This is a genomic window from Caulobacter sp. BP25 (assembly GCF_002737755.1).
Lineage (GTDB): Bacteria > Pseudomonadota > Alphaproteobacteria > Caulobacterales > Caulobacteraceae > Caulobacter.
The window spans coordinates 202,436-216,764 of sequence record NZ_PEGH01000008.1; the positions used below are offsets into that span (position 1 = coordinate 202,436).

The following is a 14,329-nucleotide window of genomic DNA, read 5'->3' on the forward strand; positions in this document are numbered from 1 at the left end:
ATATCCCTATGCGGGCGCGAGACTAGACCGGTTTGGGCGCGGGGTGGAAGACGGTGAAGGTCGAAGCCCTTCTCCCCTTGCGGGAGAAGGGATAGGCAAGCCCCATGACCTCTCTCGGCGCGATCATCCTGTGCGGCGGCGGCTCCCGGCGGATGGGGCGCGACAAGGCCGAACTCGCCTGGGACGGCCGGCGCGCCGTCGATCGCGTGGCTGACCTGGCGCGGGCGGCGGGCGCGCGGGCGCTGGTCACGGCCGGGGCCGATCTGGGCCTGCCCTGGGTTCCCGACGACGAGGCCGGCGCGGGTCCGGTCGGCGGGGTTCTGGCCGGGGCGCGGGCGCTGGGGACGGCGCGGTTGCTGGTCCTGGCGGTCGACGCGCCGACCGTGATGCTCGAAGACCTGGCGCCGTTGCTGGAGAGCGGCGGCTTCTACGAGGGACTGCCCGTGCCGATGGTGGTCGACGTGGCCGCCTTGCCGGCCGACGCCGAGGCGGGGTGGCCGCTGCGGCGGCTGGTCGAGCGGGCGGGGCTGAAGGCGCTGCCGGTTCCCGAAGGGGCGCTGGCGCGGCTACGCGGGGCCAATACGCCCGACGAGTTCCGGGCGCTCTCGTCTGGCGGTCAGTAGACGTCGCGCCGATACCGGCCTTCGTCGACGAGGCGCTCCAGCATCTCCGCGCCCAGAATGTCCAGCAAGGCCAGATGGACGTCGCGGGACATGCCCTCCAGCGAGCCGCAGACATAGATCGCCGCGCCGTCGTCGACCCATTGGCGCAGCGTGTCCGCCGCCGCGCGCAGGCGGTGCTGGACGTAGAGCCGCTCGGTCTGGTCGCGCGAGAAGGCCAGATCCAGGCGCTCCAGCGCGCCGGACGTCGCCCAGCCCTCGATCTCGTCGCGCAGGAAGTAGTCGTGGGCGGCGGTGCGCTCACCGAACACCAGCCAGTTGCGGGTCGCGCCGGCGGTGATGCGGGCCTTGAGGTGGGCGCGCAGGCCGGCGAGACCTGTGCCCGCGCCGACCAGGACTAGCGGCTTGGCGGGATCGGGCGCGTGGAAGCTGCGGTTAGTCCGCACGCGGGCGTCGATCGGACCGCCGATCTGCGCATGGCGGCACAGCCAGCCCGAGCCGAGGCCGGGGCGCCCCTCGGCGTCGGTCATCAGCCGCACGATCAGCTCGACGCCGCCGTCGGCGGGCAGGGAGGCGATCGAATATTCCCGGTGCGGCAGGGGCGTCAGGCGTTCGGCTAGGGCGGCCGGCGACAGGCCGCTTAGCGCCGCGACCGCGGCGGGCTCGTGGGGCAGGCGCAGGCCGGAGAGGGCCTCGGCCGCCTCGGCGGGCAGACCCAGGGCGGCCACGTCGGCCGGGGCGTTGCGAGGGCCGATCTCCAGGATGTCGCCGGCCTGCCAGGCCGCGCCGGAGGGCGGCGTCAGGCGCACGCGCCAGGCCTCACCGCCGGGGCTGCCGGGGTTGAGAAGCTCGCGCTCGGCCAGGGTCCAACGGCCATAGGTGGGCCGGCTCCAGTCGGGCGCGTCGGTGACGCCGGTCAGGACTGAGAGCTTACCCTGCCAGTGGCGCAGGGCGGCTGGATCGCCGTCGTCGACCTCGACGCGATCGAACAGGGGCTGGGCTCCGGCGTGGGCCAGCCAAGCGTCCAGAGTCCGTCCAAAGGCGCAGTATTGGGCGTAGGACGAGTCCCCCAGCGCGAGGACCCCGTAGCGCAGGGCGGAAAGGTCATGACCGTCCTTCATCACGTCCCGGATGAAAGCCCGCGCGGTGTCGGGCGCGTCGCCTTCGCCGGTGGTGCTGACGATGAAGAGGGCGCGGCCGGAGAGGTCTGCGGCGGTGACGGCCGACAGCTCGCGCAGGGTCACGGGCGCGCCGGCGTCCGACAGGGCCTTGGCGGTGGCGCCGGCCAGTTCCTCGGCAAAGCCTGTCTGGCTGGCATAGGCGACCAGCACGGGCTCGCCCGCGCCTTGCGACAAGGCCTCGACGGCTTGGCGGGCGGCGCGGCGGCGCAGGGCCTCGCGCAGGGCGATCCCGCTGCAGAACAGGGCGTAGGCCCCGGCGACGGCGCCGGCGGCCAGCAGGTGGCGGACCTCGGGCGAAAAGGCGGAGAGGTCGGGCATCAGTCCAGCATGGCCCGCAGGGCGGGCGACAGGCGCTCTTCCAGCCCGCCCGAGGCGGCGCGGCTGACGATCAGGGCGGCCAGATCGTGCTTGGCCGCGAAGGTCAGGGCCGCGTCGGGCGCCATCACGGTCAAGGCCGTGGCCCAGGCGTCGGCGCTCATGCAGTCCGCCGCCAACACCGTGACGCTGACGGTCGGGTGGGTGACCGGCGCGCCGGTGGCCGGGTCAAGCGTGTGGGCGTAGCGTTGGCCGTCATGGTCGAAGAACCGACGGTAGTCGCCAGACGTGGCGACCGACAGGCCGTGCAGGGCGACGACGGTCTTCTCGGCGTCGTTCGCACTCGGCGGCCGCTCCAGCTCGACCCACCAGGGCTGGCCGTCGGGCTTGGCGCCGGTTCCGCGCAACTCGCCGCCGACCTCGATGAGGTAGCTCTTCACCCCGGCGCGATCCAGCGCGGCGGCGGCCTGGTCGACGCCGAAGCCCTTGGCGATGCCGTTGAGGTCCAGCTTCAGGCCGCCCGGCTGGAACAGGGCCTCGCCGTCCAGCGTCAGGCGCTTCCAGCCGCCGGCCTCGCGCAGGGCGGCGACGGCGTCGCGTTCGGGCGGCGCGCCGGAGAAGGGGCGGGGGCCAAAGCCCCAGAGATCGGTCAGGGCGCCCAGGGTCGGGTCGAAGGCGCCGCTGGTGGCCTGTGCGACCTCGATCGCGCGGCGCAGGACGGTCAGGGTCGCCTCGGGCAGTCGGACCCAGCTCCCAGCCTGCGCGCGGTTGTAGCGGCAGAGGTCCGACAGCGGCGCCCACGGGCTCATCTGGGCCACGACGGCATCCAGCGCCCGTTGGACCATGGCCTCGAGGGCGGCAAGGTCGACGGTTGCCGGCAGCACCGCCTTGGCCGACCAGGTCGTGCCCATGGTCGCCCCGCCGAACGCGCGCACGGCGCCGCCCACCGGGCGGGCGGGGGGCGTGGTCAGGGCGGGGACGAGGACGCGGGGCATTGGGAAATCTCATCCTCCCCCGTGGAACGGGGGAGGGGGACCGCGAAGCGGTGGAGGGGGCGTCGACGGCGGGGTGCGCCCCCTCCGTCACGGCGCGTATCCGCGCCGCGCCACCTCCCCCGCTGCGCGAGGGAGGAGAGCGGACCTTAAGGCCGCTGGGCTTCGATGACGGCGGTGTAGCTGGCGCTGACGCCGTTGCCGGCCAGCGGCGTGGCTGGGCCTTGCGGGGCGCCGCCGGGCGCGCCCGGAGCACCGCCCGGACCACCCATGCCGGGGCCGCCCGGACCACGGCCGGTCTCGCCGGAGCGAACCGTGGCGTTGACCCAGTACATGCCCGCTTCCGGCAGGGTGAACTTCACCGCGCCGTCAGCGCCGGTCTTGACCTTGATCTCGCCGGGGCTGGCGCGCCAGCGGGCGCCGCCGGGGATGAAGGTGACCTCCAGATTCGCGGCGGGTTTGCCGTCCAGAACGAACTTGAAGGTCGCCGCTTCGGTGGCCACGACGTCGGTCGGGTTGGTCACCGGGACCAGCTCCAGGCCCTTGCCGGTGGGGGCCAGGGCGCCGGTCGAGGGCTTGTCGCGGGTGACGAAAGTTTCGTTGCGGCTGGCCGTCTTGATGGTCTTCAGGTCGGCGGCGCCGGCCGGGACCTGCTTGGCGAAGTCCTCGGTCGAACCCCGGAAGCGCTTGACCTCGCCGTTCTCGGTCCAGCTGGCCATGACCGAGTTGCTGGCCGTGAAGATCTTGTAGGTGCCGGGCTTGGTCAGCTGCACATCGAAGGTCGAGCGGTACTGGCCGGTCGAGGCGTTCTGGATCTTGTCGGCCGCGCCGTCCGGACCCAGCACCTGGACGCCGTCGGGGCGCATCGGGCGGTGGTCGGGATAGAACAGCTCGTTGGAGATGGCCGCGTCGACCGTCACCCAGGCGTTGTCGCCCGACAGGGTGGTGAAGGCCGGCAGCAGCCAGCCCCGGTGGGCCGAGGCCGACATCGGCAGGGCGAGAGCCACGCCAACAGCGGCGACGGCGAGGAGGCGCTTCTTGAAGGTCATGGCTTTTCTCACTTCACGGAAACGGTGACGGCGCCCAGCTCGGACGCGCCCTTGGCGGTGGCGGGCTTGCCGGGTTTGCCCCAGGTGAAGGGCACGCGGACGGCCTCGTGGCCGCCGACCTCGCGGGCGGCCTCGACCACCAGGTTGTACTGGCCAGGCTTCAGCGCCTTCAGGGCGCCCTTGGAGCCGGCGAAGACCAGCTTCTGGGGACCCGGCGCGCGGGTGGCGCCGCTGACACCATCGGCCGGGAAGCTCATCTCGCGGCCGGCCTTGCGCCACCACTGGCGCATGTCCTTCAGCCACTTGGCGCCGTGGTCTTCGCGATTGTCGGCGTCGTACCAGACCGCCAGGGTGCCGGCGGCGGTGGCGTCGGCCGGGTTCTCGATCCAGATCGAGACATAGGGCTTGTGGTACTCGGCGACCGTCAGGCGCGGGATCTCGACGGTAACGTTGAGGTCGGCGGCCAGGGCCGGAGCGCTTGCAACGGCGGCGCCGGCAAAGGTGAGCAGCGAAAGCTTGGACTTCACGGTGTCTGCCTCAAAGGTGGACGAACAGAATGACAAGGATGACCGGCGCGGCCAGGCCCAGGCCCACGAGAGGCCAGGTCAGCGGACGCGCGCGGGCGTGGAACTGCAGCAGGATCAGGCCGGTGACCGTGAAGATCACGCAGGCCACGGCGAAGATGTCGATGAACCAGCTCCAGGCCTTGCCGGAGTTGCGGCCCTTGTGCAGGTCGTTGAGCAGAGAGATGACGCCGCGCGTCGTTTTCTCGTGCTCGATCGCGCCGGTCTCGCGGTCGATCGACAGCCAGGCGTCGCCGCCGGGGCGGGCCAGGGCGACATAGACCTCTTCGGGCGACCACTCGCCCTCGCGGCCGGCGACGTCGGCGCCGACGGTCTTGTCGAGGAAGGGTTCCAACTGGACGGGTAGGGGGCGCTTGCCCTCTTCCGGGCCCTTGGCCAGCACGGCCATCAGCTCGGGCGGCAAGGTCGCCTTGCGGCTGACGACCTTGGGCTCGGCCTCGATCTGGCCGGCGTGGTTCAGGGTGATGCCGGTGATCGCGAACAGCAGCATGCCCACTAGCGACACGGCCGCACTGATCCAGTGCCACTGGTGCAGCTGCTTTAGCCAGAACGAGCGGCGATGCTGGTCGGCGGCGGACTTCACGGGCGTTCGAGGAACCTTGGCGATAGGAGGCTCGTCCTTACTTGAGAACGAATTGCAATATCAAGCGTGAAGGCGTCAATCCCGCGCCCGATATGCGTTTTCCATCGCTGGCGAACATGTCCGGTGCATTTCGCACCGTCGCGACACGGTTACAGTGAGGCTTGGCGGTCTCGCTCGTCGGGGCGTCGGAACGTTACGACCAACACATCGCGGACGGCGGGCATGGCCGGGTCCAGAGGCCGGATCGCCGTGACGCCGTGCAGCACCCGGTGGTCGTCAACACAGACGGCGTCGCCCGGCGCGACCAGGGTGAAGGAGCCGAGGCTCGTCCCATCCGGCGCGTAGATGTCGGTGACGCCGCTGTCGACATTGCGGCGGTCGATCAGCAGGACGATCACCCAATCAACGCCGTCGCGGTGCGCGCCCTCCGGGGTCGGCAGGCCGGCCATGCCCGTGCGCGCCTCGATGCGGAACTGGTGCAGCTCCACGTGCCAGGCTAGCGGCGGATCGACTGTCAGCGGCTGGAAGAGGTCAAGGCCCGCGGCGATCACGCCGCGCGTCACGGGATGGTCGGCGATCGTCTCGGTCACCGGCTCGAACCAGCGCTGCACGCCGCCGTTCAGGGGATTGTAGTCGCGGCTTTGCCAGTGCGGCTGATGCGGCTTGCGCTCGACGTGGTTCGGAGACGCGGCGAAGGCGGCGAACCGACGACGGCGATAGCGACCGCCGTCGGCCATGAAGCCGTCCAGCGGCAGGTCGTTCCAGCTGTCGGCGAAGACGCTCCAGCTCGCCGCCGCCTCGGGCCCCAGCAAGGCCATCGTCTCGGAGCCTTCGAAGCGGACGAAGCCGTCGGCGGCCAGCGCCTGACGCGGGCTCACGCCTGGGCGTCCGGCTTGAAGAACAGACCTAGCTTCAGGCTGGCGGCGATCCGCTCGGCCTTCTGGCCGACGATGGCGGCGCGCGGCGCATCGAACAGCTCGACGCAGGTCTGGTGGAACAGGTTCAGCCAGGGGGTGAACAGACCTTCGGTGATCCCTTCCACGCCTTGGTGCGCGACCATCGGCTGACCCTTATAGCGGCCCGAGGTGTTCAGGACCGACGACCAGAAGTCCTTCAGCGTCGCCAGGTGCGCGGGCCAGCCGTCCTCGCCGATCGCCGCCTCGAAGATCGGGCCCAGCCGGTGATGGCGGCGCACACGCGCATAGAAGGTCTCGACCAGCCGGTCGATCTCGTCTTCGGTGAAGGGCGCGGCGTCGGCGCGGCTCTGGGCGCGGGCGGAAACGGACATGGCCGCGATATGGGCCCTTACGCCCCGGGACTGAACCCCGGGGCGATCAAACTTGGCTTTCGATTGTTACTTAAGGGCCTTGCAGAAGACGCCTTCACTGCCGTCAGATGCTGGACATGGAGCCGAAGATGGGCGAACGCTCAGGGTTGTATGAGGATCGTTGGGGACCTGTAGGCGCGGCGATCTATAGGTGCATCATGCCCGCCGGCCTTACGGGATGTATTGTCCTCATTCTGCCGGTGATCTGGGCCACGAGCTTTTTCCTGTTTGGGCTCTATCCCTTGCTGGTCGGCGCCATCGCTTACTGTTCGTGGCGAAATGTCGTGCTCTCTCAAGGGGGCGCGCGCGTTCTCGCGCTGACTGCGGGCCTAGTGATGACGGGCCTAGCCGTCTTTCTCGCGCTTGGCCTTTTCTTTGGGAGCGGCGGCGTTTGAGGATTGCTCACCTGGGGGGCGGTTCTCCCAGGTGAGCACCGGTTCTTTACGGCGTCACCGCGATCTCGAACGGGCCGGCGGGCAGGCCGGCGGCGTCGAACAGGTTGAAGACGGGGCTGTCGGCCCAGGCGAAGCGGACCTTGGCGCCGGTTCCGGTCAAGACCACGGTCTGGCCGTCGATCCGGGCGTCGGCCCAGCGGCAGGCGTCGCTCGCGTCGCAGAGTTCGAAACCGATCACCCGGTCCGATCCGCGCGCCGCCAGGCGACCGCCGCCGACCTGGGTGAAGCGCAGGACGACCGTGTCGCCGACCTTCGTGGCCGAGGCGATCTCCGGTCCCGTGGTCACCGCCTCGCCGGCCACGCGCCGCGCGGCCAGGGCCAGACGCCGGCCGACCTCCTGCTTGTTGGTCGGGTGGATGTCGTAGGGATCGCCGATGTCGTGGGTCACGGCCAGGCCCGCGTGGCCGTCGGCGGCGACGGCGCGGCGCTGGGCGTCACGCAGGGCGGCTGTGGCCGAGTTCTGAGGCGTTTCGGCGAAGGCGCCGTAGTCGGCCAACTGCACCACCAGGGCCGGCATGTCCGCCGGTTGTCCCTGGCGACGTTCCGCGATGAACGTCTGCAGCAAAGGCGCGTAGGTCTTGGCGCGGCCGACATTGGTCTCGCCCTGGTACCAGGCCAGGCCCGAGAAGGCGTAGGGACCCATCGGCGCGATCATGCCATTGTAGAGCATGGAGACGCCCGCCAGGGTGTCCCAGGGCGCGCGGGGCGGGTCGCCGCCGGCGCGCGGCTCGATCTGGTAGGACCAGCCTGTCAGCGGCAACCGGGTTCCATCGGCCAGGGCCAGGGCGCGCCGAGCTGGATCTCCATACATGCCGCCGTTCGCATAGTTGTCGTAGGCGGACACCACGATGGTGTTCTTGCCTGGCTTCAGCGCCCCAGTCGGCAGGGCGTAGCTGCGGTCCAGCCAGGCGCCCGAGGTGGCGCCGATCCCCGCGCCGTTGACAAAGGTGGTGTCTATGTCGTCGACCGGGCCGATCGCGAGGGTCGCGGTCTGGGCGGCTTGCGCGGCGGTCAGTTCGACCTCGGTCTTGAGCCAGACGACCCCGTTGAAATCAGCCAAGGCCGGGACGCCCCAGCGTTCCCAGGTCCCCAGGTCGCGTGGCGCGGCGGTCCAGGTTCCAGCGCCGATCCACGGCGCCCGGGCCTCCTGACCGGGGTTCTTGGCGTTCCACCAGGCCTTGATCACCTCGCCCCAACGGCGGCTGGCGCCCCCCGGGTCTTTGATCGACAGGTTGAGGATCTCGATAGACTCGTCATAGCCGCCGACCTTGCGCAGGGCCGATGGCGACATCCAGGCCTCGATGCCTGATCCGCCCCACGAGGCATGGACCAGGCCCAGCGGAACCTTGCGCGTCTTCTGCAGCTCGCGGGCGAAATAGTAGCAGCTGGCCGAGAAGGCGCCGATCGTGTCCTTGTTGGTCGGATTCCAGGCGGGCGGTTTCTTGAAGTCCTTGGCGGGCGAGCGGGAGTCCGCCTTCTCGATGGTCGCCATGCGGATGGTGTCGTTGGGCGCGACGTTGTTGATCTGGCTCCAGGCGTCGCTGGCGTACGCGACCTGCATCTCCATGTTCGACTGGCCCGAGCACAGCCACACATCCCCGACCAGGATGTCCGAGGCGTTGGCGCGAGCCGAGGCGGTGGTCGCGGTGATGGCGTAGGGACCGCCGGCGGGCGTGGCCGGGAAGTCGACGCGCCAGGCGCCGTCGGGGCCGGCCTTGGCGGTCAGCGTCTGTCCAGCGAACGAGGCGGTGACGGTCTCACCCGGCTTGGCGGTTCCGAAGACGGGCAGCGGACGATCGCGCTGGACCACAGCGTGGTCGCTGAACAGACCGTTCAGCAGCGACTGAGCGCTGGCTGGAGAGACCGCGAGGGCGGCGAGCAGGATCGGGGTCAGGCGGCGCATGGTGTGCTCCCTAGTTCCTCCCCCGCGATGCGGGGGAGGTGGCCCATAGGGCCGGAGGGGGCAAGCTCGGCCTTTACGCGCCTGCCCCCTCAGTCGCTCCGCGACAGCTCCCCCGCATCGCGGGGGAGCATCTTGCGCGGCGCTTTAAGCGACGGTCAGCGTCGCCTTCTTCAGGTTCACCGAGTTCGGGCCGACCAGGATCGAGAAGTCGCCCGGCTCCACCACGCGCTTCATGTCGAGGTTCCAGAACCACAGGTCCGACGGCTTGATCTCGAAGGTCACCGTGGTCTTGGCGCCGGGCGCGAGGGTGACGCGCTTGAAGTGCTTCAGCTCCAGCACCGGACGGGTGACCGAGGCGGCCTCGTCGTGGATGTAGAGCTGGACCACTTCGTCGCCGGCCACCTTGCCGGTGTTGGTCACATCGACCTCGACCTTGACGTGCTCGCCCTGGCCGATCCTGGCCTTGGCCAGGCGCGGGGCCGAGATGTCGAAGGTTGTGTACGACAGGCCAAAGCCGAACGGGTAGAGCGGTGTGGTCTCGCCATCCAGATAGCCGCGGCGAGCTGTGGGCTTGCGGTTGTAGTAGATCGGCAGCTGGCCGACGTCGCGGGCGATGCTGACCGGCAGCTTGCCGCCCGGATTGGCGCGGCCGAACAGCACGTCGGCGGCGGCGCCGCCCGTCTCCTGGCCCAGGTACCAGCCTTCGATGATCGCGTCGGCGCGCTGGGCCAACAGGTTGATCGACAGGGGGCGGCCGTTGAGCAGGAACACCACGGTCGGCTTGCCCAGGTCGAAAATCGCCTTGGCCAGGTCGTTCTGCTGGCCCATCAGGTCCAGGCTGTCGCGGTCGCCCAGGTGATGGTCGGCCCAGGCCTCGCGGCTGGTCTGCTCGTTGTCGCCGAGCACCAGCACCACGACGTCGGCCTTCTTGGCGACCTCGACGGCTTCCGCGATGAGTTTCGCGTTGACGGCCGGGTCGGTGAAGTTGACCTGATCCTGGGCCCAGATACGCTGCTCGGTGATCCGCACGGCCTCGGCGTAGTCGAGCTGGAAGCCTTGGGCCTTGGCCTCGGCGGTCAGGCCCTCGTGGATCGAGACCACGTGGCGCGGGATGTCCGAGTAGCCGCCGATCGGCGTGTCCTTGGCGTGGGTCCCCAGCAGGGCCAGGCGTTTGATCTTCTTGCCGTCCAGCGGCAGCACGCCCTTATCGTTCTTGAGCAGCACGACGGCCTTGCGGGCGGCCTCGCGGGCCAGGGCGACGGCGTCCGGCGTCGCGGTCTTGGCGTCGGCGGTCTTCTCGTCGCAGTAGGGGGTCTCGAATAGGCCCGCCTCGAACTTCATCTCCAGCACGCGGGCGACGGCCGCGTCGACCTCGAACTGCGGAATGCGGCCGGCCTTCACCAGCTCGGGGATCAGAGCGTAGGCCTCGCCGTCGGGCAGCTCGACGTCGACGCCGGCGCGCATGGCCATCACCGCCGTCTCGCCCAGGTCGCTCGTCAGCTTGTGGCGGCTGATCAACTCCTTGATGGCGAAGTAGTCGCTCTGGACCGAGCCCTTGTAGCCCCACTCCTCGCGCAGGATCTTGGTCAGCAGCCAGCGACTGGCGTGTGAGGGCACGCCGTCGATTTCGTTGTAGCTGGGCATGACCGCCCGAACCGGCAGCTCGGTCACCGCGCGCTCGAACGGCGGGAAGAAGTTCTCACGCAGGGTGCGTTCGGCGATCTGGGCCGGGCCGACATTGGTGCCGTTCTCGGGCTGACCGTGGCCGGTCATGTGCTTGAGGGTGACGAACACCTTGTCCTTGGCCAGCGGCAGGGTGGTCCCCTGGAAGCCGCGGATGGCGGCCAGGCCGATCTCAGCGCAGACGTGCGGGTCTTCGCCGTAGGTCTCCTCGATGCGGCCCCAGCGCGGGTCGCGGGCCACGTCGACCACGGGGGCCAGCGCCAGGTTCGAGCCGCGCGCGCGCATCTCGCGGGCGGCGACGGCGAAGATCTTTTCGGTCAGTTCGGGGTCGAAGGTCGAGGCCAGGGCGATGGACTGCGGGAAGCTGGTCGCGTCGCGCGCGACATAGCCGTGCAGGGCCTCGTCGTGCATCAGCAGCGGAATGCCCAGGCGCGTCTTCTCCATCGCCCACTTCTGGGCGGCGTTGGTGTAGCGCGCGGTCTCGGCGGCGTTGCGGTTGATCGCCCCGTCATCGGCGCCGGCCGCCGCGCCGATCACCGTCACCGGCTTGGCGCCCTTGCGATCGGACGGACGCGAGATCTGGCCCAGGCCATTGGGGAAGTTCTTGCTGGCCTGCTCGGGCGAGAACTCGCCCTCCGGCGTCTGGATCTTGTTCTTGGTCAGCCAGATGCCGATCAGCTGGGCGGCCTTTTCCTCCAGCGTCATGCGCGAGAGCAGGTCCTGCACGCGCGCGTCGATCGGCTGGGCCGGGTCCTTGTAGAGCGGCTTGCCGCCCGAGGTCTTGGGCGCCTGCTGGGCGGCGTTGACGACGGCCGGCAGAGCGGCGGCGGAAAGGGCGGCGAGGCTCGCGCCGAACAGACGGCGGGTGATGGCGGTGGTCATCTGGACGTTTCCCCGGGCTACGCGAATGGCGCGGCGGCTCTGGGGCCGCCTTCGGACAGCACTATGGGGGCAGTTGTCAGACCACTCAAGCCGGAAATGGTACCGGTCTCATTGCCCCCGCGTGACGCCAGGGTCCAGACGCGAAAAAGGGCCCGCTTTGGGAGAGGGGGGAGCGGGCCCTTCGTACGCGTTCAGAGGGAATGAACAGGCGGGAAAATGGCATATCCGCCGGCGTCCCGCCCTTCCCCATTTCGTCGCAGGCTGCGAGGCGTTCGCAGCCTATTTGCGGGGCGCCAGAATGTCGTCCAGACGGCTGGGAGCGCCGGCGATCTTCTCCAGGCGCGGGTAGCGCAGGCCGCCGCGGTAGTCGAGCTTGACCATCTTGTAGCGCGAGCCGTCCTTGATCAGCAGCTCGACCAGCGGGTTCTCGGGCTTCATGGCGGCGGTGACGGCGGCCTTCAGCTTGTCGCCGTCGAAGGCTTCGCCGTTGACCGCCACGATGGTCAGGCCCTGGGTCAGGCCGGCCTTGAACGCCGGACCACTCCACTGGACGTCGCTGATCACGCCGTCGGCGCCGACCGTCAGGCCCAGCGAATAGCTGAGGCTGGTGTTCCTGGCGCGGCTTTCGGCGGCCTTCATGAACTCGGTCGGGGTCGCGGTGTAGACCAGCTTGTAGCCGCCGCGCTGCAGGCCATCCAGCGGGGCCTTCTCCTGCACCTCCTGGATGCGGGTCTTCAGGAAGGTCGACCAGTCATGGGCCACGACGCCGTTCAGAGCGGCGACCACATCCTCGAACACATAGGTGCGCGGCACGTAGGAGCCGTTGTCGACGCCGAAGAAGGCCTTGGCGAAGTCGTCCAGCGACTTCTTGCCGCCGGTCTTCTCGCGGATCAGGGTGTCGGCGTCGAGCCAGACCAGCTGGCCTTCGGAATAGTAGTCCTCGCTGCGCTGCCAGGACAGCCAGGACAACGGCCGGCGATTGGCGATGATCGGGTCGTTGGTGGTGTCCTGCACCGGACGCCAGTCGCGGCCCCGGCGGTTTTCGTAGAGGGCGGCGGTGGCGGCCAGCGAGTCCAGGGCCTGCTGCTTGGTCAGGAAGCCCGCGCGCGCGGCCAGGACGTTGCCCCAGTACTGGGTCTGGCCCTCATAGACCCACATCAGGCTGTCGCGCATCGGCACGTTCAGGTTCGGCGTCCACAGGTCGGCGGCGCGGCGGAACTTGCCGTTCCACGAGTGGGTGAATTCGTGAGGCAGCAGGTCGCGACCCACGAAGCTCTTGTCCCATTCGGTGAAATACTTGGGCGTGACGCGGTTTTCGGAGCTGCGATGGTGCTCCAGGCCGATGCCGCCCAGCTTGTCCGACAGGGCGACCAGGAAGTCATAGTGATCGTAGTGGTATGAGCCGAACAGCTTGTAGGCCTGCTGCACGAGGTCCTTGTGGACCTGGATATGCTCGGGCTTGGCCTCCAGCAGCTCGGGGCTGTCGGCCACCAGGTTCAGGCGAACGGGGGCGGGGCCGGTCGGATCCAGGTCGATCGACTTGAAGTATTTGCCGGCGAAGATCGGGCTATCGACCAGGGTCTCGACCGTGGTCGGCTTGAAGGTGGTGACCTGACCCTCGACCTTGGCGGTTTCCAGCGCCGTAGCCAGCTTCCAGCCTTCCGGCAGCTTGACGCTGGCCTCGATCGGAATGCGGCGGGTGTAGTAGCCGGCGGGATACATCGTCACCTGCATCCACTGCAGGTTCAGCATTTCCGGCGTGACCTCGATGCGGCCCACGCGGCCCTCGACGGCGGTCAGGAACTGGTAGCTGACCTCGATTTCGCTGACGCCGTCCGGCACATTGACGTGGAAGGCGTGGACGCTGACGACGTCGCGCGTCCAGGGGATGCGCTTGCCATTGGCCGTGACCACCAGGCCGGCCAGCTTGTCCAGATCGTTGCGCGGCGAGTGGCCGCCCGGGACCCACTGCGGATACAGGAACGTGAAGTCGCCGGCCTTGCTGACCGGGATGGTGGTGGTGACCGTCCAGATCTTGCGGTCCAGGTCGGTGGCGTCGACAGCCAGCTTCAGCGCGCCGGCGTAGGGGATGTCCTGGGGCGCGGGGATCGGCGCGGTCGGCGCGGCCGACTCCGGCCAAGATTGCGAGGGGGCGAGCGTCGGAACTTGAGCCAGAGCGGCCGTCGCGGCCAGGGAAAGGACGGAGACGGAGAACAGCAGCGCTTTCACGAAACACCCCAATGCGGCGCGCGGGCATGCCTCCCGCGATGAGAAGCCGGGATGTTTGTGGCGGAAACCATCCCTTGTCGAGGGTAAGTTGGCCCACTTTTCCCCGTTTGATTTTTTGGGGCGGTGTCGTCGCCCCTCGCATCCTGTGCTAGGCAAGGGAAGCCGGTCTTTCACCGGATTTCGCCCCTGGGATCATGCGTTTCGACGACCGCTTCCTTGAAGAACTGAAGTCCCGCCTTCGCCCCTCCGACGTCGTCGGCAAGACGGTGAAGCTGCGGCGGCAGGGGCGCGAGTACGCGGGACTGTCACCGTTCACGAAGGAAAAGAGCCCGTCGTTCTTCGTCAACGACGAGAAGGGCTTCTATCACTGCTTCTCCAGCGGCAAGCACGGCGACATCATCAGCTTCCTGCAGGAAACCGAGCGGCTTACCTTCGCCGAGGCCGTCGAGCGGCTGGCGGCCGAGGCGGGCATGAGCCTGCCCGAGGTCGATCCCCGCGCCGCCCGCGAGGAGCAGAAGCGCTCGTC

At 69.3% G+C, this 14,329-nt stretch carries 13 protein-coding genes and 1 pseudogene; 4 read left to right on the plus strand and 10 right to left on the minus strand.

Going from position 1 to position 14,329, the window contains the following annotated elements:
* Positions 1-104 precede the first annotated feature (104 nt).
* Positions 105-623: a molybdenum cofactor guanylyltransferase gene (locus tag CSW59_RS05785; protein WP_099443135.1), complete on the plus strand. Its 519-nt coding sequence runs from the start codon at positions 105-107 to the stop codon at positions 621-623.
* On the opposite strand, the gene CSW59_RS05790 is transcribed toward CSW59_RS05785, so the two are convergent.
* Both CSW59_RS05790 and CSW59_RS05795 read right to left on the minus strand, forming a co-directional pair.
* Positions 617-2,119 carry a sulfite reductase flavoprotein subunit alpha gene (locus tag CSW59_RS05790; protein WP_099443136.1) on the minus strand — a complete coding sequence of 501 codons (1,503 nt, stop codon included), beginning with the start codon at positions 2,117-2,119 and terminating at the stop codon, positions 617-619. The two genes, CSW59_RS05785 and CSW59_RS05790, sit on opposite strands and share 7 nt — an antisense overlap.
* Positions 2,119-3,063 (minus strand): FAD:protein FMN transferase, encoded by a 945-nt coding sequence (locus CSW59_RS05795; protein WP_201722728.1) that lies wholly within the window; start codon positions 3,061-3,063, stop codon positions 2,119-2,121. The genes CSW59_RS05790 and CSW59_RS05795 overlap by 1 nt, the downstream gene beginning before the upstream one ends.
* A 47-nt stretch (positions 3,064-3,110) precedes the next feature.
* Between CSW59_RS05795 and CSW59_RS21760 the strand changes: the two are divergent.
* Positions 3,111-3,261, plus strand: a pseudogene (locus CSW59_RS21760) (hypothetical protein).
* On the opposite strand, the gene CSW59_RS05800 reads toward CSW59_RS21760, so the two are convergent.
* The 5 genes from CSW59_RS05800 to CSW59_RS05820 all read right to left on the minus strand — a co-directional run bounded on the left by CSW59_RS05800 (position 3,258) and on the right by CSW59_RS05820 (position 6,612).
* Positions 3,258-4,169 carry a DUF4198 domain-containing protein gene (locus CSW59_RS05800; RefSeq protein WP_099443138.1) on the minus strand — a complete coding sequence of 304 codons (912 nt, stop codon included), beginning with the start codon at positions 4,167-4,169 and terminating at the stop codon, positions 3,258-3,260. The pseudogene CSW59_RS21760 and the gene CSW59_RS05800 sit on opposite strands and share 4 nt — an antisense overlap.
* Positions 4,166-4,684, minus strand: a complete 519-nt coding sequence (locus tag CSW59_RS05805) for a DUF2271 domain-containing protein (protein ID WP_099443139.1) — start codon at positions 4,682-4,684, stop codon at positions 4,166-4,168. Before CSW59_RS05805 ends, CSW59_RS05800 begins: the two co-directional genes overlap by 4 nt.
* 10 nt (positions 4,685-4,694) lie before the next feature.
* Positions 4,695-5,324, minus strand: coding sequence for a PepSY-associated TM helix domain-containing protein (locus CSW59_RS05810; RefSeq protein WP_099443140.1), 630 nt, complete (start codon positions 5,322-5,324; stop codon positions 4,695-4,697).
* 149 nt (positions 5,325-5,473) lie between these two features.
* Positions 5,474-6,202 carry a 2OG-Fe dioxygenase family protein gene (locus CSW59_RS05815; RefSeq protein WP_099443141.1) on the minus strand — a complete coding sequence of 243 codons (729 nt, stop codon included), beginning with the start codon at positions 6,200-6,202 and terminating at the stop codon, positions 5,474-5,476.
* Positions 6,199-6,612 carry a group III truncated hemoglobin gene (locus tag CSW59_RS05820; RefSeq protein WP_099443142.1) on the minus strand — a complete coding sequence of 138 codons (414 nt, stop codon included), beginning with the start codon at positions 6,610-6,612 and terminating at the stop codon, positions 6,199-6,201. The genes CSW59_RS05815 and CSW59_RS05820 overlap by 4 nt, the downstream gene beginning before the upstream one ends.
* Positions 6,613-6,728: 116 nt before the next feature.
* Between CSW59_RS05820 and CSW59_RS05825 the strand changes: the two genes are divergently transcribed.
* Positions 6,729-7,046, plus strand: coding sequence for a hypothetical protein (locus CSW59_RS05825; protein WP_143754958.1), 318 nt, complete (start codon positions 6,729-6,731; stop codon positions 7,044-7,046).
* Between the two features lie 46 nt (positions 7,047-7,092).
* Here CSW59_RS05825 and CSW59_RS05830 read toward each other — a convergent pair whose 3' ends face one another.
* The 3 genes from CSW59_RS05830 to CSW59_RS05840 all read right to left on the minus strand — a co-directional run bounded on the left by CSW59_RS05830 (position 7,093) and on the right by CSW59_RS05840 (position 13,815).
* The gene (locus CSW59_RS05830; RefSeq protein WP_099443144.1) at positions 7,093-9,009 is read right to left on the minus strand and encodes a sialate O-acetylesterase; all 1,917 of its coding nucleotides are present in this window, start codon (positions 9,007-9,009) and stop codon (positions 7,093-7,095) included.
* A 144-nt stretch (positions 9,010-9,153) separates the two neighbouring features.
* A complete protein-coding gene (locus tag CSW59_RS05835) occupies positions 9,154-11,574 on the minus strand; it encodes a glycoside hydrolase family 3 N-terminal domain-containing protein (RefSeq protein WP_099443145.1) in 2,421 nt (806 codons plus the stop codon).
* A 279-nt stretch (positions 11,575-11,853) separates the two neighbouring features.
* A complete protein-coding gene (locus tag CSW59_RS05840) occupies positions 11,854-13,815 on the minus strand; it encodes a M61 family metallopeptidase (protein WP_099443146.1) in 1,962 nt (653 codons plus the stop codon).
* Between the two features lie 182 nt (positions 13,816-13,997).
* Between CSW59_RS05840 and CSW59_RS05845 the strand changes: the two genes are divergently transcribed.
* A partial coding sequence (locus tag CSW59_RS05845; RefSeq protein WP_236632161.1) for a CHC2 zinc finger domain-containing protein occupies positions 13,998-14,329 on the plus strand: 332 nt, incomplete at its 3' end.